This is a genomic window from Hymenobacter plasmatis (assembly GCF_020711255.1).
GTDB lineage: Bacteria > Bacteroidota > Bacteroidia > Cytophagales > Hymenobacteraceae > Hymenobacter.
Genome location: NZ_JAJFAW010000015.1, coordinates 86,297 through 107,384, shown reverse-complemented (window position 1 = coordinate 107,384; position 21,088 = coordinate 86,297). Strand labels below are relative to the sequence as shown.

General features: G+C 59.9%; 20 protein-coding genes. 11 read left to right on the top strand and 9 right to left on the bottom strand.

Annotated elements, in window-relative coordinates; all coding sequences use genetic code 11:
• Positions 1–59: 59 nt before the first annotated feature.
• Positions 60–1,259, top strand: coding sequence for an MFS transporter (locus LJ738_RS12395; protein WP_227786623.1), 1,200 nt, complete (start codon positions 60–62; stop codon positions 1,257–1,259).
• Here LJ738_RS12395 and LJ738_RS12390 read toward each other — a convergent pair.
• The 3 genes from LJ738_RS12390 to LJ738_RS12380 form a co-directional block, all read right to left on the bottom strand.
• Positions 1,256–2,413 (bottom strand): DegT/DnrJ/EryC1/StrS family aminotransferase, encoded by a 1,158-nt coding sequence (locus LJ738_RS12390; RefSeq protein ID WP_227786622.1) that lies wholly within the window; start codon positions 2,411–2,413, stop codon positions 1,256–1,258. The two genes, LJ738_RS12395 and LJ738_RS12390, sit on opposite strands and share 4 nt — an antisense overlap.
• Positions 2,414–2,476: 63 nt before the next feature.
• Positions 2,477–3,172, bottom strand: coding sequence for an acetyltransferase (locus LJ738_RS12385; protein WP_227786621.1), 696 nt, complete (start codon positions 3,170–3,172; stop codon positions 2,477–2,479).
• Positions 3,173–3,180: 8 nt separating this feature from the next.
• Positions 3,181–3,822: a sugar transferase gene (locus LJ738_RS12380; protein WP_227786620.1), complete on the bottom strand. Its 642-nt coding sequence runs from the start codon at positions 3,820–3,822 to the stop codon at positions 3,181–3,183.
• A 47-nt stretch (positions 3,823–3,869) separates the two neighbouring features.
• On the opposite strand from LJ738_RS12380, the gene ispE reads away from it, so the two are divergent.
• Positions 3,870–4,694, top strand: a complete 825-nt coding sequence (gene ispE, locus LJ738_RS12375; RefSeq protein WP_227786619.1) for a 4-(cytidine 5'-diphospho)-2-C-methyl-D-erythritol kinase — start codon at positions 3,870–3,872, stop codon at positions 4,692–4,694.
• Here the strand turns inward: ispE and LJ738_RS12370 are convergent.
• The 3 genes from LJ738_RS12370 to tgt form a co-directional block, all read right to left on the bottom strand.
• Positions 4,691–5,602: a DMT family transporter gene (locus tag LJ738_RS12370; RefSeq protein ID WP_227786618.1), complete on the bottom strand. Its 912-nt coding sequence runs from the start codon at positions 5,600–5,602 to the stop codon at positions 4,691–4,693. The two genes, ispE and LJ738_RS12370, sit on opposite strands and share 4 nt — an antisense overlap.
• A gap of 15 nt (positions 5,603–5,617) precedes the next feature.
• Complete coding sequence (locus tag LJ738_RS12365) at positions 5,618–6,697, bottom strand: LptF/LptG family permease (RefSeq protein WP_227786617.1); 1,080 nt, start codon at positions 6,695–6,697, stop codon at positions 5,618–5,620.
• Between the two features lie 99 nt (positions 6,698–6,796).
• A complete protein-coding gene (tgt, locus tag LJ738_RS12360; protein WP_227786616.1) occupies positions 6,797–7,927 on the bottom strand; it encodes a tRNA guanosine(34) transglycosylase Tgt in 1,131 nt (376 codons plus the stop codon).
• A 128-nt stretch (positions 7,928–8,055) separates the two neighbouring features.
• Here tgt and LJ738_RS12355 point away from each other — a divergent pair, with 128 nt between their 5' ends.
• The 3 genes from LJ738_RS12355 to rsmG all read left to right on the top strand — a co-directional run bounded on the left by LJ738_RS12355 (position 8,056) and on the right by rsmG (position 10,600).
• Positions 8,056–9,150 carry a glycosyltransferase gene (locus LJ738_RS12355; protein WP_227786615.1) on the top strand — a complete coding sequence of 365 codons (1,095 nt, stop codon included), beginning with the start codon at positions 8,056–8,058 and terminating at the stop codon, positions 9,148–9,150.
• Positions 9,141–9,764 carry an RNA polymerase sigma factor gene (locus LJ738_RS12350; RefSeq protein WP_068188242.1) on the top strand — a complete coding sequence of 208 codons (624 nt, stop codon included), beginning with the start codon at positions 9,141–9,143 and terminating at the stop codon, positions 9,762–9,764. The genes LJ738_RS12355 and LJ738_RS12350 overlap by 10 nt, the downstream gene beginning before the upstream one ends.
• A gap of 218 nt (positions 9,765–9,982) precedes the next feature.
• Positions 9,983–10,600: a 16S rRNA (guanine(527)-N(7))-methyltransferase RsmG gene (gene rsmG / locus LJ738_RS12345; RefSeq protein WP_227786614.1), complete on the top strand. Its 618-nt coding sequence runs from the start codon at positions 9,983–9,985 to the stop codon at positions 10,598–10,600.
• 169 nt (positions 10,601–10,769) lie between these two features.
• On the opposite strand, the gene LJ738_RS12340 is transcribed toward rsmG, so the two are convergent.
• A complete protein-coding gene (locus LJ738_RS12340; RefSeq protein WP_227786613.1) occupies positions 10,770–11,756 on the bottom strand; it encodes a YheT family hydrolase in 987 nt (328 codons plus the stop codon).
• 409 nt (positions 11,757–12,165) lie between these two features.
• Between LJ738_RS12340 and rpsT the strand changes: the two genes are divergently transcribed.
• Positions 12,166–12,417, top strand: coding sequence for a 30S ribosomal protein S20 (gene rpsT / locus LJ738_RS12335; protein ID WP_046245794.1), 252 nt, complete (start codon positions 12,166–12,168; stop codon positions 12,415–12,417).
• 494 nt (positions 12,418–12,911) lie between these two features.
• On the opposite strand, the gene pyk is transcribed toward rpsT, so the two are convergent.
• The gene (gene pyk, locus LJ738_RS12330) at positions 12,912–14,351 is read right to left on the bottom strand and encodes a pyruvate kinase (protein WP_227786612.1); all 1,440 of its coding nucleotides are present in this window, start codon (positions 14,349–14,351) and stop codon (positions 12,912–12,914) included.
• 169 nt (positions 14,352–14,520) lie between these two features.
• Positions 14,521–14,949, bottom strand: a complete 429-nt coding sequence (locus LJ738_RS12325) for an IPExxxVDY family protein (RefSeq protein ID WP_068188220.1) — start codon at positions 14,947–14,949, stop codon at positions 14,521–14,523.
• A gap of 174 nt (positions 14,950–15,123) precedes the next feature.
• On the opposite strand from LJ738_RS12325, the gene LJ738_RS12320 reads away from it, so the two are divergent.
• The 5 genes from LJ738_RS12320 to lgt all read left to right on the top strand — a co-directional run bounded on the left by LJ738_RS12320 (position 15,124) and on the right by lgt (position 20,995).
• Entirely contained in the window at positions 15,124–15,360 is a 237-nt protein-coding gene (locus tag LJ738_RS12320) for an acyl carrier protein (protein ID WP_068188219.1), read from the top strand.
• Between the two features lie 166 nt (positions 15,361–15,526).
• Positions 15,527–16,777, top strand: a complete 1,251-nt coding sequence (gene fabF / locus LJ738_RS12315) for a beta-ketoacyl-ACP synthase II (protein ID WP_227786611.1) — start codon at positions 15,527–15,529, stop codon at positions 16,775–16,777.
• Between the two features lie 178 nt (positions 16,778–16,955).
• A complete protein-coding gene (rnc, locus tag LJ738_RS12310) occupies positions 16,956–17,681 on the top strand; it encodes a ribonuclease III (RefSeq protein WP_227786610.1) in 726 nt (241 codons plus the stop codon).
• A 159-nt stretch (positions 17,682–17,840) separates the two neighbouring features.
• A complete protein-coding gene (gene nadE / locus LJ738_RS12305) occupies positions 17,841–19,754 on the top strand; it encodes an NAD(+) synthase (protein WP_227786609.1) in 1,914 nt (637 codons plus the stop codon).
• A gap of 314 nt (positions 19,755–20,068) precedes the next feature.
• Positions 20,069–20,995, top strand: coding sequence for a prolipoprotein diacylglyceryl transferase (lgt, locus tag LJ738_RS12300; protein WP_227786608.1), 927 nt, complete (start codon positions 20,069–20,071; stop codon positions 20,993–20,995).
• Positions 20,996–21,088: the final 93 nt, after the last annotated feature.

Below are 21,088 nucleotides of genomic sequence, written 5' to 3'. Positions count from 1 at the left end.
AGCCGCGACAGCGCTGTTGTCTTGGCTAAGTGACCGAACCCGCCGTAGAGGTACTTAAAATGGGACGCTTTCGCTACCTGACTCGGGCCGTGTGGCTGCTCTCGCTGGTCAGCCTGTTCACTGACCTGGCCAGCGAAATGCTGTATCCGGTCATGCCGATGTACTTGCAGTCCATCGGCTTTTCCGTGTTTTTCATCGGGGTGCTGGAAGGCGTGGCCGAAGCGGTGGCGGGGCTAAGCAAAGGCTATTTTGGGCAGTGGTCAGACCGGTTGGGCCGGCGCGCGCCCTTTGTGCAGTTGGGCTACGGGCTGAGCGCGGTGTCGAAGCCGCTACTGGCGGTGCTGGCTACCCCGGCCTGGGTGCTGCTGGCCCGTACCCTCGACCGGCTGGGCAAAGGACTGCGCACAGGAGCCCGCGATGCGCTGCTGTCGGACGAAACCACGCCCGCTGACCGGGGCAAAGTATTTGGCTTTCAGCGCTCTATGGACACGCTGGGCGCGGTGCTGGGGCCGCTGGCGGCGCTCCTGTGGCTGGGTGCGCACCCGGGGCAGTTCCGGCCGTTGTTTCTCTGGGCCTTCGTGCCCGGGGTAGTAGCGGTGCTCATCACGTTTGCCTTGCGGGAGCGGAGTGCCGTGCCATCGGGCCGGCCGGTGGTGCCATTCTGGGCGTCTTTCCGCTACTGGCGGCAGGCTTCCGGCTCCTACCGCCGGGTGGTGGGCGGGCTGCTGGTGTTTGCACTGTTCAATAGCTCCGATGCGTTTCTGCTGCTACTGGCCCGGCAGCGGGGCTTACCCGCAACGCAGGTTATCGGCCTCTATATTCTCTACAACGTGACCTATGTGGCCAGCGCCTGGCCCCTGGGCCACCTGGCCGACCGCCTCGGCCCGCACCGCCTGATGGTGGCGGGCCTGGTGGTGTTTGCCGCAGTCTACGGCGGCGTGGCCTTCGCACACGAGCGGTGGGTGTTTGCCGCCCTGTTTATGCTATACGGGGTATACGCCGCCGCTACCGAGGGCGTGGGCAAGGCCTGGGTGAGCACGCTATGCGCTAAAACCGATACCGGCGCGGCGTTGGGCACGTACGCGGGCCTAAGCAGCCTAGCTGCTCTGGGGGCCAGCACCGTCGCGGGCCTGCTGTGGCAATGGTACGGCCCCTTGGCAACCTTTGGCCTGGCGGCTGCGGTCACGTTGGGTGTGGCCGCGTACCTGGCAGGGGTGCGGGTAGTGAAGCAGACAGACCAGCAGCTGTCTTCCGTTTAACTGACGGGTACGGGCAGGCCTTCGGCTACGGCCTCGGCTACCCGGCGCAAGTCGGCATCCGTCATAGCGGTGCCGCTGGGCAAGCACAGGCCGCGGTCAAATAAGTTGGCGCAAACCGAGCCGCCGTACATGGGCGCCCCTACAAATAAGGGCTGCAGATGCAGCGGCTTCCAGAGCGGGCGGCTTTCTACGTTGTGGGTTTCGAGCTGCAGCCGCAGGGTTTCCGGCGTGGCATTTGTCTCGGTGGGGTCGAGCAGGACCGTGGTAAGCCAACGGTTGGAGCGGCTGCCGGTGGGCTCGGTGGCCGGGGCCACGCCGACGCCGGGCAGGCCGGCGAGGTGTTCCTTGTACCACGCAAAAATTTCGCGGCGCCGCTTCACCCGCTCGCACAGCAGCTCCATTTGCCCGCGGCCGATGCCGGCCAGGATGTTGCTCAGGCGGTAGTTGTAGCCCACTTCCGAGTGTTGATAATGGGGTGCGTCGTCCTTGGCCTGGGTGGCCAGAAACCGGGCTTTCTGGGCCAGGGCCGCGTCGTTAGTCACCAGCGCGCCGCCGCCGCTGGTAGTCAGAATCTTGTTACCGTTGAAGGAAAACACGCCGACCGTGCCGAAGCTACCCAGCGGCTTATTGTTGAAACAAGAGCCCAGCGCTTCGGCCGCGTCTTCTAGGATGGGCAGCTCGTATTCGGCCGCGATAGCCAGTATCTCAGTGAGCCGGGCCGGCATGCCGTAGAGGTGCACCAGAAGCAGAGCTTTGGGCTTTTTGCCCCGGGCAATGCGGTCCGCTATGGCTTCGCGCAGGCGGTCGGGGCACAGGTTCCAGGTGTCGGCTTCGCTGTCTACAAAAACCGGCGTTGCGCCCACGTAGAGAATGGGGTTGGCCGTGGCCACGAAGGTGAAGGAAGGGCAGAGCACTTCATCGCCGGGGCCCACCCCGAGCAGAATCAGCCCAAGGTGAATGGCGGCCGTGCCCGACGACAGCGCCACGCAATGCGCCACGCCGGTAGCCTGGCAAATATCGGCCTCGAAGCCGGTCAGATTGGGCCCCGCCGGCGCCACCCAGTTGTCCTCAATGGCTTTGTGCACGTAGTTCATTTCGTGACGGCCCAGGTGCGGAGGGGATAGAAAAAGGCGGTCGTGGTCTTGGCTACGCATACTGTTTTGCTTATTTAGGAATTAACAATGAAGAAAATGGAATTATCGGATTTGACCAATGCTTCAGTCTTCATTCTTCATTTTTAATTCCCTGGCGGGGACGCCCACCGCCGTCACATTGGCCGGTAAATCGCGCACGGCCACCGCCCCAGCCCCGATGATGGTGTTGTCGCCGATGCGCACGCCCTGGATAACGGTGGCGTTGGTACCGAGGTAGGTGCCGGTGCCCAGTTGAGCAGCGCCGCTCACGTTGGCGTGGGGCATTAGCGAGCAAAAATCGCCGAGCACGGCGTCGTGCCCCACGGTGCAGCCCAGGTTGAGCAGTACGAAGCGGCCCAGCTCAATGTCGCAGGTCAGCAGGCAGCCTTGCTGCACGATGCAGCCCTCACCTAGCGAAACCCGTTGGTGCGAGGCCAGCATCACCTGCGGGTGCACCAGCACCGGAAACGATAGCCGCGGCGAGGTGAGCCGGGCCACCACGGCGGCCCGCCCGGCCGAGCTGCCCACGGCCACGGCCACGGCCAGCGGCACGGAGGTGGCGTTGAGGTCGGCGCTGGTGCCCAAGTAGGGGAGGGCGGCTACGGTGGGCGTAACGGGGGCCAAGTCGTCGTAGAAGCCGCGCACGTCCCAGCTGGGGTGGCTCAAGTTGAGCTGTTGCAGCAGCAACAGCACCTCCCGCCCCAAGCCGCCCGCGCCAAAAATGACGATGGGCGTGCCGGCTTCCATTTCTTCGTATTCCGAGAAAAACAACTTGGTCATACAGCAATCTACGGGGAAACGGAGGGAGGGGGGCTACCCTGGAAGGCCACGGTGGTGGCGTGCCCGGGAGTAGCCACGCCGCTGCCGCGCAGTACCCGCCCGGCGGTGCGCCACAAGATGTTCATATCCAGGCGCCACGATAAATTATCCACGTACCACACGTCGAAGGCAAATTTCTCTTCCCAGGAAATGGCGTTGCGGCCGTTTACCTGCGCCCAGCCCGTGAGGCCGGGGCGCACCTCGTGGCGGCGGGCCTGGGTGGGGGAGTAGAGGGGCAGGTACTCCGGCAGCAGTGGGCGCGGACCCACCAGGCTCAAGTCGCCGCGCAGGATGTTCCAGAGCTGGGGTAGCTCATCCAGCGACGTAGCGCGCAGCCAGCGGCCCAGGGCGGGCAGGCGGGCGGCATCGGGCAGGAGGCGGCCGGCCGGGTCGCGCGCGTCGGTCATGGTTTGAATTTTATAGAGCACGAACGGGCGCCCGTGCCAGCCCGGCCGCAGCTGCCGAAACAGCACCCGGCCCCGGTTTTGGGCCGCTGCTAGCGCGGCCGCGCCGGCCAGCAGCGGCAGGGCCAGCACCAGCAGCGGCAGGACAATGGCCACATCAAGCAGGCGCTTGCCGTGGCGGACGTAAAAAGAAGCAGGAGCGGGCACGGCGCAAAAGTAACTTTGTCCCGCAGGCTTTGGCTTGCCTTCCGCTCATGCTGGTATTTCCCAACGCCAAACTCAACCTCGGCCTCTACGTTACCGAGCGCCGCCCCGACGGGTTCCACAACCTGGAAACGGTGTTTGTGCCGCTGCCGTGGACCGATGCGCTGGAGGTATTGCCGGCCGAAGCGGGCCATGCCACCAGCATCACGCTCACCGGCCGCCCCATTCCCGGCAGCCCCGCCACCAACCTCTGCGTGCGGGCCTACGAGCTGCTGCAAGCCGATTTTCCGCAGCTGCCGGCGGTCCAGATGTACCTGCACAAAATAGTGCCCATCGGGGCGGGCCTGGGCGGCGGTTCGGCCGATGCCGCCTTTGCCCTGAAGGCAACCAACGACTTGTTTGGTCTGGGGCTCACGGTGGAAACGCTGGAAAACTACGCCCGGCGCCTCGGCGCCGACTGTGCCTTTTTCATCCGCAACAAGCCGGTGCTGGCCGTGGAAAGGGGCGACGTTTTTAAGGAAATTGAGCTGAACCTGGCGGGCACCGGGTGCGTGGTGGTCTACCCCAATCTGCACATTGGCACACCCGAAGCATTTGCCGGCATTGTGCCGCAGCGGCCCGCGCACAACCTGCGCGAGGCCGTGGCCCAACCCCTGGAAACCTGGCGGGCTACGGTGAGCAACGATTTTGAAGCGTCGTTGGCGCCAGCCTACTCGGTGCTGGCCGACATCAAGCAGCAGCTGTATGCGGCGGGCGCGGCTTACGCCAGCTTATCCGGTTCGGGCTCTGCCGTGTACGGTCTGTGGCCGGCTGCGGCAGCCGTTCCGGCCACGGTGTGGCCCCCCGACTACACCGTGTGGCAAGGCGTGCTTTAAACCGGGATGGGCGGCGTGGGCTCGGGCTGCTTGTCCTTCATCAGGCGGGCCACCAGCGGGTGAATGAGCACGCTGAACACAATGAGCAGCGTGCCCAGGTAGAAGCCCGTGGCCATGCGTTCCTTGCTGCCAAACACCAGCACGGCCAGCCCAATGCCGTACACCGGCTCGAGGTTGATGGTCAGGTTGACGGCAAAGGGCGAGAGGCGCTTCATCAGCTCAACCGAGGTAGAAAACGCGTAGACGGTGCACACGCCGGCCAGCAGGCCCAGCCAGAGCCAGTCGTAGCCGTGCCAGGCCAGCTGCAGCCCCTTGCCCTGGGTGAAATAATGACTGTAAACCGGGAAGAACAGCGCGATGCTCAGGCAGGCACCCAGCATCTCATAAAACGTGAGCCGCAAGGGCGGGTGCGACTTAATCAGCTTGGCATTCAGGACGCTAAACAGCGCCGAGAGGCCCGCCGACAGCACTGCCACGCCCAGGCCCAGGAGCTGGTCCAGCTCGGCCTGGCTCACCAGGTACAGGCCCACCATGGTAATCAGGCCCAGCCCAACTTCGTAGCCGCGCACCCGCCGCCACAGCAGCAGCGGCTCGAGCAGCGACGTCCAGAGCGCCAGCGTGGCCAAGCCTGCCAAACACACACTCACCGACGAAAGCCGGGCCGCCAGAAAGAACGTAATCCAATGCGCGGCCACCAGGGCGCCCACGCTCATCAGCCGCACCGCCTGCCCCGCTGGAATTCGCCACACAGCCCGCCGCGCCACCAGCAGCACCGCCAGGCCCGTGGAGGCCAGCAGCGTGCGCCAAAAAACCAGCTCCACCGGCGGCACCGTCAGCAACTTGCCCAGAATGGCCGTGAAGCCCCACAGGAGCACAATGAAATGAAGCTTGAGGTAGTCTTTTAGCATAAACAGGGGAGCTGATTATTTCGGCACGAAGCGGTACAGCGCCAGCCCAATTACACTGAACACCATGCTCGGTATCCACGCCGCTATCAGAGGCGCGAGACTGCCTACCTGCGCGAGGTTGCGGCTTAGCATGACAAAAATGATGAACACGAAGGCCAGCACAAAGCCCAGTGCAATTTGGCCGCCCACGCCGGCCCGCGATTTTCGGGCGCTAAGAATGACGCCAATCAGCGTGAGAATCACGATGGCGAAGGGGTAGGAGTACCGCTCGTATTTCTCGCTCAAATACAGCTGGGTGTCGTCTGCCCCGCGCTCAATCTTGGTTTTGATGTAGGCGTTCAGCTCGGGCAGGGTTAGGGTTTCGGCCAGGCGGTACGTGCTTGCGAAGTCCTTGGGAAACAGGTTCAGGGTGGTGTCGCGAGCCGCTATTGTTTCGAGCTTTTCATCCTGCGTGCCGTGGAAGGTGCGCACCAGCTGCGGCGATAAATGCCACATGTGCTTGGTCGAATCCCAGTTGATGGCATCGGCCGTGAGCCGGCGGCGCAGCATGGTGCCGTCCACGGTTTCGAGCGCAAAATGGAAGCCGATATTGCTGGTATTGTCGTAGCTCTCCATGTACACGTAGCTGCGCGGCCCAATTTTGATGTGCACGTTGCGCCCTTGAAACCGGTAAGGCAATTTGATGTACGCCCGCTCAAACGCCACCCGGGATTTATTGCCAAGCGGCAGCACCCACCCAATCAGCCCAAATATCAGCAGCCCCACCACTGCGCCGCCTATGGCATAGGGCAGCATCAATCGCCGAAAACTTACGCCACTGGCCAGAATTGCCACAATTTCGGTGCGCGCCGCCAGCTGCGCCGTCACAAAAACGACGGCAATAAAAATGGTAATCGGCGAAAGCAGATTGGCGAAATAGGGAAACAGAAAAATATAATAGCCGAAAATAATTTTCGACATCGACAGATTGTGCTGAATGAAATCGTCGTTTTTCTCGGTGAAATCAATCACGCAAATCACCGACACGAGAATCACCACCGAGAAGAAAAACGCGGCGAGAAATTTCTTAATTATGTATTTGTCGAGGATATTCACCTTAAAAGAATTATGAGTTTTGAATTACGAGTTATAAATTGAGCGGCGGTCGTCTTTGGTCGAATACAACTCATAATTCATAACTCATAATTGGGCTGGCTACAGCCTCGTCATCACCTGCTTCACCATCCGCTCTTTCCAGGGGGCAAACGTGCCGGCCACGATTTGCTTGCGCGCCTCTTTCACCAGCCACAGGTAAAAGGTGAGGTTGTGGGCCGAAGCAATTTGCGGGCCCAGCATCTCCTGGCACTGAAACAAATGGCGCACGTAGGCTCGGGTATAGAACGTGCTGGCGGGCCCGCCTAGTTCGGCGTCGATGGGCGTAAAATCGTTGGCCCACTTCTTATTCGTCACGTTCATAATGCCCTGCGTGGTGAAGAGCATGCCGTTGCGGGCGTTGCGGGTCGGCATCACGCAGTCGAACATGTCCACGCCCAAGGCAATGTTTTCCAGGATGTTGGCCGGGGTGCCCACGCCCATCAGGTAGCGCGGCTTGTCCTTGGGCAGGATGTCGCACACCAGCTCGGTCATTTCGTACATCAGTTCGGCCGGCTCGCCCACGCTCAGGCCGCCGATGGCGTTGCCCTCGCGGCCCTGGGCCGCAATAAACTCGGCCGACTTGATGCGCAAGTCCTTGAACGTGCTGCCCTGCACAATCGGGAAAAGTGCCTGTTGGTAGCCGTAGAGGCCTTCGGTGCTGTCGAAGCGCTGAATGCAACGCTGCAGCCAGCGGTGCGTCATGTCGAGGGAGCGGGCGGCGTAGTCGTACTCGCAGGGCCAGGGCGTGCACTCGTCGAAGGCCATAATGATGTCGGCTCCGATAACACGCTGGATGTCCATGACGCCCTCGGGCGAAAACAAATGCTGGCTGCCGTCGATGTGCGAGCGAAACTTCACGCCCTCTTCCTTGATTTTGCGGGTGTTGCTGAGCGAATACACCTGGTACCCGCCGCTGTCGGTGAGAATGGGGCGGTCCCAGCCGTTGAACTGGTGAAGGCCGCCGGCCGCCCGCAGCACGTCGAGGCCCGGGCGCAGGTAAAGGTGGTAGGTATTGCCGAGAATAATCTGGGCTTGGATGTCCTCTTTCAGGGTCTGTTGCGATACCGCTTTCACAGTGCCAGCCGTGCCCACGGGCATGAAAATGGGCGTTTCGATGGCCCCGTGGGCCGTTTCTAGGCGGCCGGCGCGGGCTTTGGTCGCGGGGTCTTGGGCGAGAAGGTCAAAAGTCATAAGCAGAAGCAAAGGTAGCCCACCCGCCCGGCGTCCCGTACTTTTGCCGGCCCCTTTACGCTGCCCCGCCTTTGCATCTAACTGTACCCAACTCCCCCTTTTTCTGGCTTTTGCTTGCGTGCGTAGGGGTGCAGTTCTTTTACGCCGCGTATTTCTTCTGGCCCTTTGCCCGCCGCGCTCCCGAAGCCCCGGCCGAAGTGCCCGGGCCCGATGCTGAGCCGGTTTCCATCGTCGTCTGTGCCCGCAACGAGCTGGACAACCTGCGCCGCCTGCTGCCGCTGCTGCTCCAGCAGGACTACCCCGCCGGCTTCGAAATCGTCCTCATCGACGACCGCAGCGACGACGATACCTACCTTTTCGCCCAGCAGCTCGCCCAGTACTACCACGAAAAAGTGCGCCTCGTGAGCGTGGCTCGCACGCCCCGCGACTTTGCGCCGAAGAAATACGCCCTCACCCTGGGCATCAAGGCGGCGCGCTACCCGCGGCTGCTCTTCACCGATGCCGACTGTATTCCGGCCACCAACCAGTGGCTGCGCCTCATGCAGCGCGGCTTCGCCAACCACGGCGCGGCACCAGCCGATTTGGTTGTGGGTTTCTCGGCCTATGTCGAAGCGCCAGGCTTTCTCAATAAGCTTATTCGCTACGAAACCTTGCTCACTGGCGCCCAGTACTTAAGCTTTGCCTGGCGCGGCTGGCCCTACATGGGCGTGGGCCGCAACCTAGCCTATACCCGGGCCTGCTTTACGGCCACCAAAGGGTTTGCCTCGCACATCCGCCAGCTCAGCGGCGACGACGACCTGCTGGTGCAGGACGCAGTGCGCAAGGGCCAGCGGGTGGCCGTGGTGGCCGATGCGGCGGCTCACACCCTCAGCGAGCCAGCCGCCACTTGGGCCGCGTGGTGGCGTCAAAAACGCCGGCATTTATCGGCTGGGCGGGCGTATCGGTTAACCGACCGTTTGCGGATAGGCACCTTCTTGCTGGCCAATATGTTATTCTATTTGACCGTGGTTGTGCTATTATTTTACCCAAACATTTGGGTACCTTTGGCGGTGGTATGGGCCCTCCGAACTTTGTTCGTTAGTGCCGTGTATGCCCGTCTAAGTAGCCGCCTTCACCAGCCCGTAAACGTCGGGCTGCTCCCCGTGCTCGACTTAGTTTATTTTTCTCAATATCTGGCCTTAGGAATCTCCCTATTCCTTAACCGAACCCTTCGATGGAAGTAAACAATCAGGATATTCAAAAGCAGTTTTCAGCCAAGGCCAAGCACGACTTTAAGCTGATTCGCGCCGCCGTGGACAACGGCGACGAGAAAGCTTATGCCGAGCTGATGCACATCTACAAGAAGCCCGTTTACCACGTGGTACTCAAGATGGTACGCAATCAGGACGACGCCGAAGACCTTACCATCGAGGCATTTGCCAAGGCATTTCGCAACCTGCACAAGTTCAACCCCGAGTACGCTTTTAGCACGTGGCTTTTCCGAATTGCGACGAACAACTGCATTGATTTTATCCGTAAGAATAAAATCAAAACCATGTCGATTGACTCGGCTATTAAAGTCGATAACGGCGATGAAATCACCATCGATTTCCGCGACAATGACCTGAATCCGGCCGAGCACGCCGTGCGCAATCAGAAGATTGAAATCATGCGCCACGTGGTGTCGCGCCTGCCCGATAAATACCAGCGCCTCGTGTCGCTGCGCTATTTCGACGAGCTCAGCTACGAGGAAATCGCCACCGAATTAAAAGCCCCGCTCGGCACTGTAAAAGCCCAGTTGCACCGCGCCCGCGAATTGCTCTATGACATGGTGAAGCACACCAAACAGATTATTTAATTGCAGAAAAGCCCCGGCGTAAGTCGGGGCTTTTTTTATGCAGCCCGTCATGCAGAGCGGAGCGATGCATCTCGCTTGTGATAGTAATCAAATGTTAGCTCAACGAACCGAGCGAGATGCATCGCTCCGCTCTGCATGACGGGCTGCTACCCACTTTACTCGGCGCTCGGCTACCGACAAACGTGCTGTTCTAAACCGTGGCGTGCAACTTTGCACCCATGAATCTTTTGCAGCACTACTTCCCCGAGCTTACGCCCCAGCAACTCCAGCTTTTTAAGGAGTTTGAAACCGAGTTTCGGGCCACCAACGAAGCCATCAACCTTGTGTCGCGCACCGACATGGACAACTTCGTGGAACGCCACTTGCTGCACTCGCTCGGCATTGCGAAGGTGATTAAATTTCCCAAGGGCAGCACCGTGCTCGACGTGGGCACCGGCGGCGGCCTGCCCGGCTTGCCCCTGGCCATTATGTTTCCTGAGGTGCATTTCCACCTCGTTGACAGCATCGGCAAGAAAATCCGGGCCGTGCAGTTCATGGCTGCCGCCCTGGGCCTGCACAACGTCACCGCCGGGCAAACCCGGGCCGAGCAGCTACGCACCAAGTACGATTACGTGGTAAGCCGGGCCGTGGCGCGGCTTGCCACTTTCCACCCGTGGATAGCCCATCGCTTCAAGCCCCTGGGCCAGCCCGGCTCAGGACTCTATTACCTGAAAGGCGGCGACCTAACCGAAGAAATAGCCGAATCCGGCCTGAAAGCCAAAGTCACAGACCTGAGCGATTTCTTCAAAGAAGAATTTTACGAAACGAAAAAGGTGGTTTTTGTGCCTGCCAAGTAGGAATGTGTCATTGCGAGGAGACACGACGAAGCAATCCGTCCTGGTCTCAGCGACCAGCCCAATAATGTGATAAGCCCCGGTTCAGCTCGAGCCGGGGCTTTTCGCTTTAAAAAATGCCTGGTTTCTACAGAACGGATTGCTTTGCTCCGCTCGCAATAATAGAAGGGGCCTATGCTGGTACCTCAGCCGTGAGAAACTCCACGGCGCGCCGCTCCGAATAGTATTCACCATCGGGCGAGCCTTCGGGGAAGCCCACGTGCCCGCCTTCCGAGGGGGTTTCCAGGAATACAAACGGCGAATTGTTGGCCACCTCGCGGGGGAAGCAAGATTCTGGCAGAAACGGGTCGTTTTGGGCATTCACGAGCAAGGTGGGCACCTGAATGCCGCTCAGGTAGCGCCCCGAGCTGGCATATTTGTAATAGGCATCAGCCGAGTCGAAGCCGTGCATGGGCGCAGTGTACCGGCTGTCGAATTCCTGAAAATCACGCAGTTCGTCGATGCCCGTCAGGTCGACCTGGCCCGGCATCATTTCGGCTTTTGCCCGCACTTTTAGCCGCAGCGTCTTCAGGAAACGGCGCAGGTACACCTGGTTTTGGAGACGGGCGATGTGCACGGAGCTGGCCTGCAAATCGGTGGGGACCGAAAACACGGCCGCTCGCTTTACCTCGGCCGGCACGCGGTCCGGGTCTTCGCCCAGATATTTGAGCGTCACGTTGCCGCCGGCACTGAAACCGGTGAGGTACACCCGCTGGTAGCGGCCCGTGGCCAGGGCATGGCGCAGCACCATATCCAGGTCGTCGGTATCGCCGAGATGGTAGGAGCGGAGCAGGCGGTTCATCTCGCCGCCGCAGCTGCGGTAGTTCCAGGCCAGGGCATCGAGACCGGCCCGGTTGAGGGCGCGCACCATGCCCCGCACGTAGGGTCGTGAGGCATCACCTTCGAGGCCGTGCGAAACGATGACCAGGCCATCGGTGGGCCGCGTCTCCGGCAAGCGGCTCCAGTCTAAGTTAAGAAAGTCTCCGTCGGGCAGCTCCAGTCGTTCGCGTTGGTAAGTCACATCGGGAACGGTGCGCCACAAGCTGGGTACAATGGTCTGCAAGTGGCCGTTAAAGAGATAGAACGGCGGCTGATAATGAGATTCGGATACGAGAGGCATGGCGCAGATACGATAACGGAAAGGACATCGCAGTAAGGGGATAGGGTAGCTAGTAAAGTACGCAAATAATCGGCATGCATACTAGTAAAGGGCGCTGAATATGGTTGCTCACTTGTTCTTGCATAACACGTTTATTCGGAGTCCAGTTGCAAATAGCTTTGTCACTTTGGCTCTTTCGGCGAACCCAGCTTAATCAACTTGAAACACGGCTGAGCTACCTCATTCATCAGCCAGCAGATTACAGCGCGCAGGAACCACTTTCCTGTCCAGGTTACTTTAGCCCAATTGAATGGTCATCAGGCGTTGCAGCAAGATTTTTGCCAATATGGTTTGATATTGCCGAGCAGGTTCGTACCTTTGCCCTCCCAAACACAGAACATAAGCATAACGCTCCCATATATTCCCACTCATGGCAAACCATAAGTCGGCCCTCAAACGCATCCGCAGCAACGAAGCTAAGCGCGTGTTGAACCGTTACCAGCACAAATCCACTCGTACGGCCATCAAGCGCTTGCGTGAAGCCACCGATAAAACGGCCGCTCAGGAGCTGCTGAAGAAAGTTTCGTCGATGTTGGACCGTTTGGCCAAGAAGAACATCATCCACAAGAACAAAGCTGCTAACAACAAAAGCAAGCTGACAAAACTCGTCAATGCGCTTTAGCGCGTAGCGAGTTTAGTAGGGCCAGACTGCGCCGCCCCAAGGTCTGGTTCTACGCTCCTTCACAGAAGCCCTGCTCGGAAACGTGCAGGGCTTCTTGCGTTTGGGCAATTTGGGTGCGTAGATGGTGGAGTCCCTCGCAGCTTTGGTGAAGAGTGTTGAGCTGTGGTAACTGCCTTTTGGAAGAGGTTATGTAAGGTTTCAATTGTAAAAGGACGGTCATGCAGAGCGCAGCGAAGCATCTCGCTCACGCCTCTTGTCATGCTGAGGCACGAAGCATCTTATCCCCGCTGCCGAATCGTTGAGCCGTGAGAAGATGCTTCGCTGCGCTCGGCATGACAGGCGATAAGCCGATATCCCCAGAATGTCAACTTCGCTGCGCTCGGCATGACATTCTTGAGTCGCAGGCAACTTAACGTGATTCCTAACACGCAGAAAGCCCATTCCAATCAAGGAATGGGCTTTTGCAAGTTAAAATCAGCGAAGCGTGCTGGGGCTTATGCCACGCTCACTTTCACCATATTGGCTTTGCCTTTATCTTGAATGGGCATGGAGCCGGTATTGATGGAGATATCACCGGGCTCCAGGTGGCCGGTGGTGGTCAGCACGTAGCGGATGTCGGATATGGTGCTGTCGGTGCTGATGAGGCGGTCGTAGTAGAAGCTGCGCACGCCCCACACCAGGCTCAGAGCCGTGAGCAGGGGCCGGTTGTCGGTGAAGATGAAGATATTGGCTTTGGGGCGGTATTTAGCCAGCTGGAAAGCGGTGTAGCCGTGGTGGGTCATGCCCGTAATGGCTTTTGCGCCCGTGTTTTTGGCCAGGTGGCAGGCTGCCGACAGCACGCTGTCGGCCATGAAATTGGGACTCGTGGCGTCGATGGGGAACCAGTGGTGGAAGAGCTGCGGGCTGTTGGTTTCCACGCTCAGAATGGTGCCGACCATGGAGCGAATTACTTCGGCTGGGTAGGCGCCCACGGCGGTTTCGGCCGAAAGCATCACGGCATCGGCGCCGTCGAGCACGGCGTTGGCTACGTCGCTGGTTTCGGCCCGGGTGGGGCGCGGGGCCGTTATCATGCTTTCCATCATCTGGGTGGCCACGATGACGGGCTTGCCAGCGGCGTTGCACTTGGCAATAATCATCTTCTGGGCCATCGGCACCTCTTCCATCTTCACTTCTACGCCCAGGTCGCCGCGGGCCACCATCACGGCATCGGTGATGGCGATGATTTCGTCGATATTGCGCAGGCCGTCGGGGGTTTCAATCTTGGCCACCACGCGGGTGGTCTTGCCGGCCTCGGCAATCAGGTTTTTGATAAAGCGGATATCGTCGGCTTTGCGGGCAAAGCTGAGGGCTACCCAGTCTACGTCGTGCGCCAGACCAAACTCGAGGTCTTCGATGTCCTTTTCGGTCATGGAGGGGGCCGAAACTTCGGAGTCGGGCAGGTTGATGCCCTTGCGGGGCTTCACTAAGCCGCCGTAGATTACCTCCACGTCCACTTCCTGGTCGCGGTCGGTGGCAAGTACTTTCAGCTCAATTTTGCCGTCGTCAATCAGAATCATGTCGCCGGGCTTCACGTCGCGGGCCAGGCCCAGGTAAATCGTGCTCAGGCGCGTGGCCGTGCTGATTTCCTTTTCGCCGCACACCAACTTGATTTTGTCGCCGGCCTTGATTTCAACCCCGCCGCCTTCTACTTCGCCGAGGCGAATTTTGGGTCCCTGCAAATCCTGCAGCAGGCCTACGGCGGTGCGCATGTCCTTATTAAGGCGTCGCACGGTGTTGATAACGGCCAAATGGTCGTCGTAGGAACCGTGCGAGAAATTGAGCCGAAACACATCGACGCCCTCGCGGATGAGGGTGCCGAGCCGCTCGTAGGTATTGGAAGCCGGGCCGACGGTGGCCACGATTTTGGTCTTGTTAAACGTGTGGCGATTTTCCATGCATAGGGAGATTAATGACAAAAAAACTCCCCTCCCTGGGAAGGAGGGGATGTTTCAGCGTGGAGCTGAAACGAGGGTGGCGGAACCCCTGAACGATTCCTCCACAATGGGTACTGCACCGGTGTGTGCGGCGGGCAGTTTTTCCTGCTTTATGAGCAGAGGGTATTAATTACAGAATCAGGTTTTCCTTGTATTTGAGGGTGTTAGGGTCGAATTGGCAGGCGTACTGCACGGCGTCGAGGGCCGTGAGCTGTTGTAGCAATTCATCGTCGGCGAGGGCTCCGCAGCCGTTGCTCACGGCCAGCAGATAGTCGTACTCTTTGATGTCGGGCGCTAAGAACGGCTTTTTTAAGTTGGAAGGCTCCACCGAGCGGTTGCGCAACAGCCGGAAGGTCAGGGTTTCGGTGGCGTGCAAGTAGTGCGTGAATACCAGCCGGCCCTGGCTGAGCAGGTTGAGCAGCAACTCGGGTTGCTTGACGAGGCGCAGGCGCAGGGCGCGGTTCAGCATCCAGGCCAGGGTGTAGTCGCGGGTGCTGCTCACCAGCCCAAACAGGGCAAAGTCGCACTCATAATCAACGTCGAGGGTGAAGGTCTTCATAGCAGCCGCAAAGGGAGCTCCGCGCTAGCGGGTGAGGGCAAAGCTACGGCGTGCGGCGGGCCGTTGCCAGAACCACAGCCATAATCTTGTACCCGCAATTCGAAAGCGAACCGGTGGGTTAGTTGGAAAATCTCTCGTTACTTTGCGCCGTAGTTTTCCCTAAACCCCACGGAAATGTCTGAAATCGCAGAAAAAGTAAAGGCCATTATTATTGATAAACTGGGCGTTGAAGCATCGGAAGTAACCCCGGAAGCAAGCTTCACCAATGACCTGGGTGCTGACTCGCTGGACACCGTCGAGCTGATTATGGAGTTCGAAAAGGAGTTCAACGTGAGCATCCCCGACGACCAGGCTGAGAACATCGGTACCGTGGGCCAAGCTGTCAGCTACCTCGAAGAGCACGCTAAATAGTTTTTTTTCATATCCGAGCGGAGCAAAGAATTTGAACGAATCAGTTTACCCAACTTCTTCGTTTCGCTCGGAATGAACAATTAGTTCTGCGCATACCGGCCGGCCCGCCGCCGGCCGGTTTCGTTGTTTTATCCCGCTTCACCTTTCGCGCCATTGGCGTTTGCTTATGTCGTCTATTCGACGGGTTGTCGTTACCGGCCTTGGGGCCATTACTCCGCTGGGGAACACCGCCCCGGCCTACTGGGAAGGCCTACGCACGGGAACGAGCGGCGCCGCCGCCATCACCCGCTTCGACCCGGCCAAATTCAAGACCCGCTTCGCCTGCGAAGTGAAGGGCTACGAGCCCGATAATTTCTTTGACCGCAAGGAGCACCGCAAAATGGACCTCTTCACCCAGTTTGGGGTGGTAGCGGCCGATGAAGCAATTGCCGATTCCGGCCTGCTGGAAAGCGGGGTCAACAAAGACCGGGTGGGCGTGATTTGGGGCTCCGGCATCGGCGGCCTGAAATCGCTGCAGGAAGAATGCATCGCCTTCGGGCGGGGCGACGGCACGCCGCGCTACTCGCCCTTCTTCATCCCGCGCATGATTGCCGACTCCTCGTCGGGCAACATTTCCATTAAAAACGGCTTCCGCGGGCCCAACTACGTGACCACGTCGGCCTGCGCTTCGTCGAACGACTCCATCATTGCTGCCTTCAACAACATCCGCCTCGGCCTGGCCGACGTGATGGTGACCGGCGGCTCCGAAGCGGCCATCACCGAGTCGGGCGTGGGCGGCTTCAATGCCCTCAAGGCCATGAGCGAGCGCAACGACGACCCGGCTTCGGCTTCGCGGCCCTACGATAAGGACCGCGACGGTTTCGTGCTGGGCGAAGGCTCGGGCGCGCTGGTGCTTGAAGAGTACGAGCACGCCAAGGCCCGTGGCGCCAAGATGTACGCCGAGCTGATTGGCGGCGGCATGTCGTCGGACGCCTACCACATCACCGCGCCCGACCCCAGCGGCAGCGGCGTGGTGCTGGTAATGCACAACGCCCTGCGCGATGCTGGCATCACGGCCGCCGAGGTGGACTACATCAACACCCACGGCACGAGCACGCCCCTGGGCGACGGCGCCGAAATCAAAGCTATTGAGCAGGTGTTTGGCGAGTTCGCCGAACAAATCAACATCTCCTCGACCAAAAGCATGACCGGCCACTTGCTGGGCGGTGCTGGCGGCGTGGAGGCCGTGGCTTGCCTGATGGCCATGCACCACAGCCTGGTGCCGCCCACCATCAACCTGCACACGCCCGACCCGGAAATCAACCAGGCGCTGAACTTCACGCCGAATGTGGCCCAGGCGCGCGACGTGCGCGTAGCCATGAGCAACACCTTCGGCTTTGGCGGGCACAACACCTCGGTGATATTCCGCAAGCTGTAGTTTTTACAGCTCTTCTAAACGGAACGTCATGCTGAGCTTGCCGAAGCATCTTTACCGCGCAACTAATTAGATTTAGTTTTGAGGTAGCGATGCTTCGGCAAGCTCAGCATGACGTTCCTGCTTATTACCTGTTTGAATAGGGTAATAAGTTCTTAATTACTCGATAGCACCTCTTACTTTGCTTGGTTTCGTTTCCCGGTTTTTTGGTTCTGATAAGGCATTCCGCCAGGCAATTAGCACAGTTACGGGCCTGACGCCTACCAATGTGCGGCTATACCGGCTGGCTTTTACGCACTCCTCGGCGGTGCGGCAGCAGCCGTCGATGGGGCGCCACCTTACCAACGAGCGGCTGGAGTTTCTGGGCGATGCTGTGCTGGGCACGGTGGTAGCGGAGTATCTCTTCAAAAAGTATCCTTACGAGCAGGAAGGCTTCCTGACGGAGATGCGCTCCCGCATCGTAAACCGCGAAAGCCTGAACAACATTGCCCTCAAACTGGGCCTGGATAAGCTGGTGCAACTGGATACCGCCCAGGGCCGCGCCGCCCGCTCGCGCTCCGTGAACGGCAACGCCCTGGAGGCCCTAGTAGGCGCGGTGTACCTGGACCTGGGCTACAAAGCAGCCCGGAAGTTTGTGCTCACCCGCCTGGTGAAAGGCTTTGTGGATGTGCACACGCTCACCACCACCACGGCCAACTTCAAGAGTAAGCTGGTGGAGTGGGCCCAGCGCCAGGGCAAAACCCTGCGCTACGACATCACCGGCGAGGCCCGGCCGGGCGGTATGATGGAATTCACGGCCACCGTGCTGCTGGACGAGGAAGTGGTAGCCACCGGCATGGGCTTGAGCAAAAAGCAGGCGGAGCAGTTGGCGGCCGACCGGGCGCTAACCGCTTTGGGGGTAGAATAAGTAAATTATTGAACAGTAAAGCCCCAGCGGGGCGGCATTCGCAACGTTCGAATGACGCCCCGCTGGGGCTTTTTTCTATTTATTTCGTACACGCTTCGCAACACCTGGCCCTGTCGGGCTTTTTTGTTGTAACCGTAATCCCAAACGAGCCATAAGACTATGCGTATCGCCGGCGCCGCCCTCAACCAGATTCCCATCGATTGGGAGCACAACCTTCGCAACATCCGTATTGCCATTGAGCTGGCCAAGGAAAACGGCGTGGAGCTGCTGTGTTTGCCCGAGCTGTGCCTGAGCGGCTATGGCTGCGAAGACCTGTTTCTGAGCGACTGGATGCCGCAGGCGGCGCTGGCCCACCTGCAGCAGGTGCGGCAGTGGACCAACGGCATCTGCGTGGTGGTGGGCTTGCCCGTGCGGCTCAACCACCGCACCTACAACACGGCGGCCGTGCTGCGCGACGGCCAGATTCTGGGCTTTGCGGCCAAGCAGTTTTTGGCCAACGACGGCGTGCACTACGAAACTCGCTTTTTCGCGCCCTGGCCCGCCGGCGAAACCACCACCGTGGACTGGGAAGGGGAGAAGTGGGCGCTGGGCGACCTCATTTTTGAGCACAATGGCGTGCGCTTTGGCTTCGAGATATGTGAAGACGCGTGGCGGCCCGATGACGTGCGCCCTGCGTGCCGGCTGGTGGGCAAAGTCGATTTGATTGTGAACCCATCGGCCAGCCACTTTGCCATGAGCAAAACCGACGTGCGCTACCAGTTGGTGATGAAGGCCTCGCGCACGTTCAACTGTACCTACCTCTACGCCAACCTGCTGGGCAACGAGTCCGGCCGCATCATCTACGACGGCGAGATATTGGTGGCGCGCAATGGCCATTTGCTGCTTCGCAATCAGCTGCTGAGCTTCAAGGAAGTGGATTTGGAGTGGATGGATGTTGACTTCAAAACTGAGCTGGCGCCGGCTGCTGAGATTGTGCCGCTGGCGGTGCCCGACGAGTACAAAGAGCTCAACCAGGCCATGAGCCTGGGTTTGTTCGACTACCTGCGCAAGGCGCGCAGCCGCGGCTTTGTGCTTAGTTTGAGCGGCGGGGCCGACTCGTGCTTTTGTGCCGTGGGCGTGGCCGAAATGGTGCGCCTGGGCGTGGAAGAGCTGGGCGTGGAAGAGTTCAAGCGTCGCAGCGGCTGCTTCGCCGAAACCGCTAAGGTGGTGACCCAGGAAGGAGCCGGCGGCAAAGCCGCCCAAGTGGTGGAGAGTGCCGAACCCGCGAACGAGTTGAGCAGCAACCAGCAACTGGTGCGGCAGTTGCTGACCTGCGCCTATCAGGGCACCGTGAACTCCTCCGACGACACCTTCAATTCAGCCCAAGAATTGGCCGACAGCATTGGGGCCCGCTTTCACCACTGGGGTATTGATGAGGAAGTAACCGGCTACGTAGGCAAAATCCAGGGCGCGCTGGGCCGGGAGCTGACCTGGCAAACCGACGACCTGGCCCTGCAGAACATTCAGGCGCGGGTGCGGGCTCCGGCCATCTGGCTGCTGGCCAACGTGCAGAACTGCCTGCTCATCACCACGTCCAACCGCTCGGAGGCCAGCGTGGGCTACTGCACCATGGACGGCGACACGGCCGGCAGCATTTCGCCCATTGCGGGCGTCGACAAGGACTTCGTGAAGAAGTGGCTGCGTTGGGCTGAAACCGAGTTGGGCTACCCGGCCTTGCGCCACGTCAACGCCCTGCAGCCCACCGCCGAGCTGCGCCCGCTGGAAGACAAGCAAACCGACGAGCGCGACCTGATGCCCTACACCTTGCTCAACCGCATCGAGCGGCTGGCTTTCTACGACCGCCTCAGCCCAAGCCAGGTGCTGGCCACCCTGGAGCAGGAGGAAACCGGTTTCGACCGCGAGGAGCTGAAGAAGTACGTGCGCCGCTTCTACTCGCTCTGGAGCCGTAACCAGTGGAAGCGTGAACGGTACGCTCCCAGCTTCCACCTCGACGATTACAATGTGGACCCGCGCTCCTGGCTGCGGTTTCCCATCCTCAGCGGCGGTTTTGCCGAGGAGCTGGCGGGGCTGTAGAAACGGGCGTAAGAAGCGGTAGCAGGACTTGCTATCCCGCTATCCCGCAGTAGAGCGTGCTGCTAAGCCTGCTGAAGTATCTCGCTCGCGCCTCTTGTCATGCTGACGAAGGAAGCATCTTATCAGGTCAGCACGAATCGTTAAGCCGTGAGAAGATGCTTCGCAGGCTCAGCATGACAGACGATTGGAGTTACTGCTGGAGTTACTGCTGAAATAAAGGCGGTTCGTAGTGCCTGGTCAGAGGTTGTGGTTTTACTTTAAAGCCAAGCACCATGCGCTGAGTACCTTTGGGGCGCACCTCATTTCTGTACTGCATGCTGCCTTTCCTCGCTGCCATTTACTGGAACGTCAATCCCATCATTGCCCATCTCGGGCCAATCACGTTGCGCTGGTACGGGCTGTTTTTCATGCTGCCCTTTGTGATTGGCACGTTCCTGCTCACGCACATCTACCGTTCGGAGCGGGTGTCGCCGCAGTGGGTCGACGTGATTACCATTTACATGCTGATTGGCACCATTGTGGGCGCCCGGCTGGGGCACATGCTCTTCTATGATTTTGATGCGCTGATGGCCGACCCCATGGTGGTGTTCAAAATCTGGCAGGGCGGCCTGGCCAGCCACGGCGCTACCATCGGCATCTTGCTGGCCTGCTGGCTGTTTGCCCGCAACAACAAGTTCGATTACCTGTGGGTGCTCGACCGCATTGTGATAGTGGTGGCGCTGGGCGGCGCCTGCATCCGGACCGGTAATCTGATGAACTCGGAAATCGTGGGCAAGCCCACCAACGTGCCGTGGGCCTTCATCTTTCCGCGCGACACCGAGCACCTGATTCAGGGCGTGGCCGTGCCGCGGCACCCCACCCAGATTTACGAGGCGCTGTTCTGCATTTTTCTGCTCATCCTGCTCTATTCTATGTGGAACCGCACCAAGGAGCGCACGCCCCGCGGGCAGCTCTTTGGACTGTTTGTGGTGCTGCTGTTCACGCAGCGCTTTCTGGGCGAGTACCTGAAGGAGAACCAGGTGGCGTTTGAGAACGGCCACTTGTTCAACCAGGGCCAGTTGCTGAGCATTCCCCTGATTCTTGTCGGTATCTGGGTGCTGTGGCGGGCCGGCAAGGACCCCAAGAACCCATATGGCTACGCACCGCGCGACTTGGGCAAAGAGGGCGACCCGGTGACCCTGCCCGGCAGTGGCCCGCTGCCAAGCGCAAGCGTGACCCAGCCTCGGGAACTGCGGAAATAAGCCTCGCCATTACCAGTTAAACCAAACGCCCCCGGCGCCCTCGCCTCTTGTACTACCCCTTAGGGAAGATTCAAGCAGTGAGGGCACCGGAGG

Excerpts from the sequence above, each read along its gene's own strand:
- pyk (WP_227786612.1), bottom strand. The coding sequence starts at position 14,351 with ATGGAAAATCGCCACACGTTTAACAAGACCAAAATCGTGGCCACCGTC.
- nadE (WP_227786609.1), top strand. The coding sequence starts at position 17,841 with ATGCGTATCGCCGGCGCCGCCCTCAACCAGATTCCCATCGATTGGGAG.
- LJ738_RS12320 (WP_068188219.1), top strand. The coding sequence starts at position 15,124 with ATGTCTGAAATCGCAGAAAAAGTAAAGGCCATTATTATTGATAAACTG.
- LJ738_RS12385 (WP_227786621.1), bottom strand. The coding sequence starts at position 3,172 with ATGACCAAGTTGTTTTTCTCGGAATACGAAGAAATGGAAGCCGGCACG.
- fabF (WP_227786611.1), top strand. The coding sequence starts at position 15,527 with ATGTCGTCTATTCGACGGGTTGTCGTTACCGGCCTTGGGGCCATTACT.
- tgt (WP_227786616.1), bottom strand. The coding sequence starts at position 7,927 with ATGACTTTTGACCTTCTCGCCCAAGACCCCGCGACCAAAGCCCGCGCC.
- LJ738_RS12370 (WP_227786618.1), bottom strand. The coding sequence starts at position 5,602 with ATGCTAAAAGACTACCTCAAGCTTCATTTCATTGTGCTCCTGTGGGGC.
- rsmG (WP_227786614.1), top strand. The coding sequence starts at position 9,983 with ATGAATCTTTTGCAGCACTACTTCCCCGAGCTTACGCCCCAGCAACTC.
- LJ738_RS12340 (WP_227786613.1), bottom strand. The coding sequence starts at position 11,756 with ATGCCTCTCGTATCCGAATCTCATTATCAGCCGCCGTTCTATCTCTTT.
- lgt (WP_227786608.1), top strand. The coding sequence starts at position 20,069 with ATGCTGCCTTTCCTCGCTGCCATTTACTGGAACGTCAATCCCATCATT.
- ispE (WP_227786619.1), top strand. The coding sequence starts at position 3,870 with ATGCTGGTATTTCCCAACGCCAAACTCAACCTCGGCCTCTACGTTACC.
- LJ738_RS12390 (WP_227786622.1), bottom strand. The coding sequence starts at position 2,413 with ATGCGTAGCCAAGACCACGACCGCCTTTTTCTATCCCCTCCGCACCTG.
- rpsT (WP_046245794.1), top strand. The coding sequence starts at position 12,166 with ATGGCAAACCATAAGTCGGCCCTCAAACGCATCCGCAGCAACGAAGCT.
- LJ738_RS12325 (WP_068188220.1), bottom strand. The coding sequence starts at position 14,949 with ATGAAGACCTTCACCCTCGACGTTGATTATGAGTGCGACTTTGCCCTG.
- LJ738_RS12350 (WP_068188242.1), top strand. The coding sequence starts at position 9,141 with ATGGAAGTAAACAATCAGGATATTCAAAAGCAGTTTTCAGCCAAGGCC.
- LJ738_RS12395 (WP_227786623.1), top strand. The coding sequence starts at position 60 with ATGGGACGCTTTCGCTACCTGACTCGGGCCGTGTGGCTGCTCTCGCTG.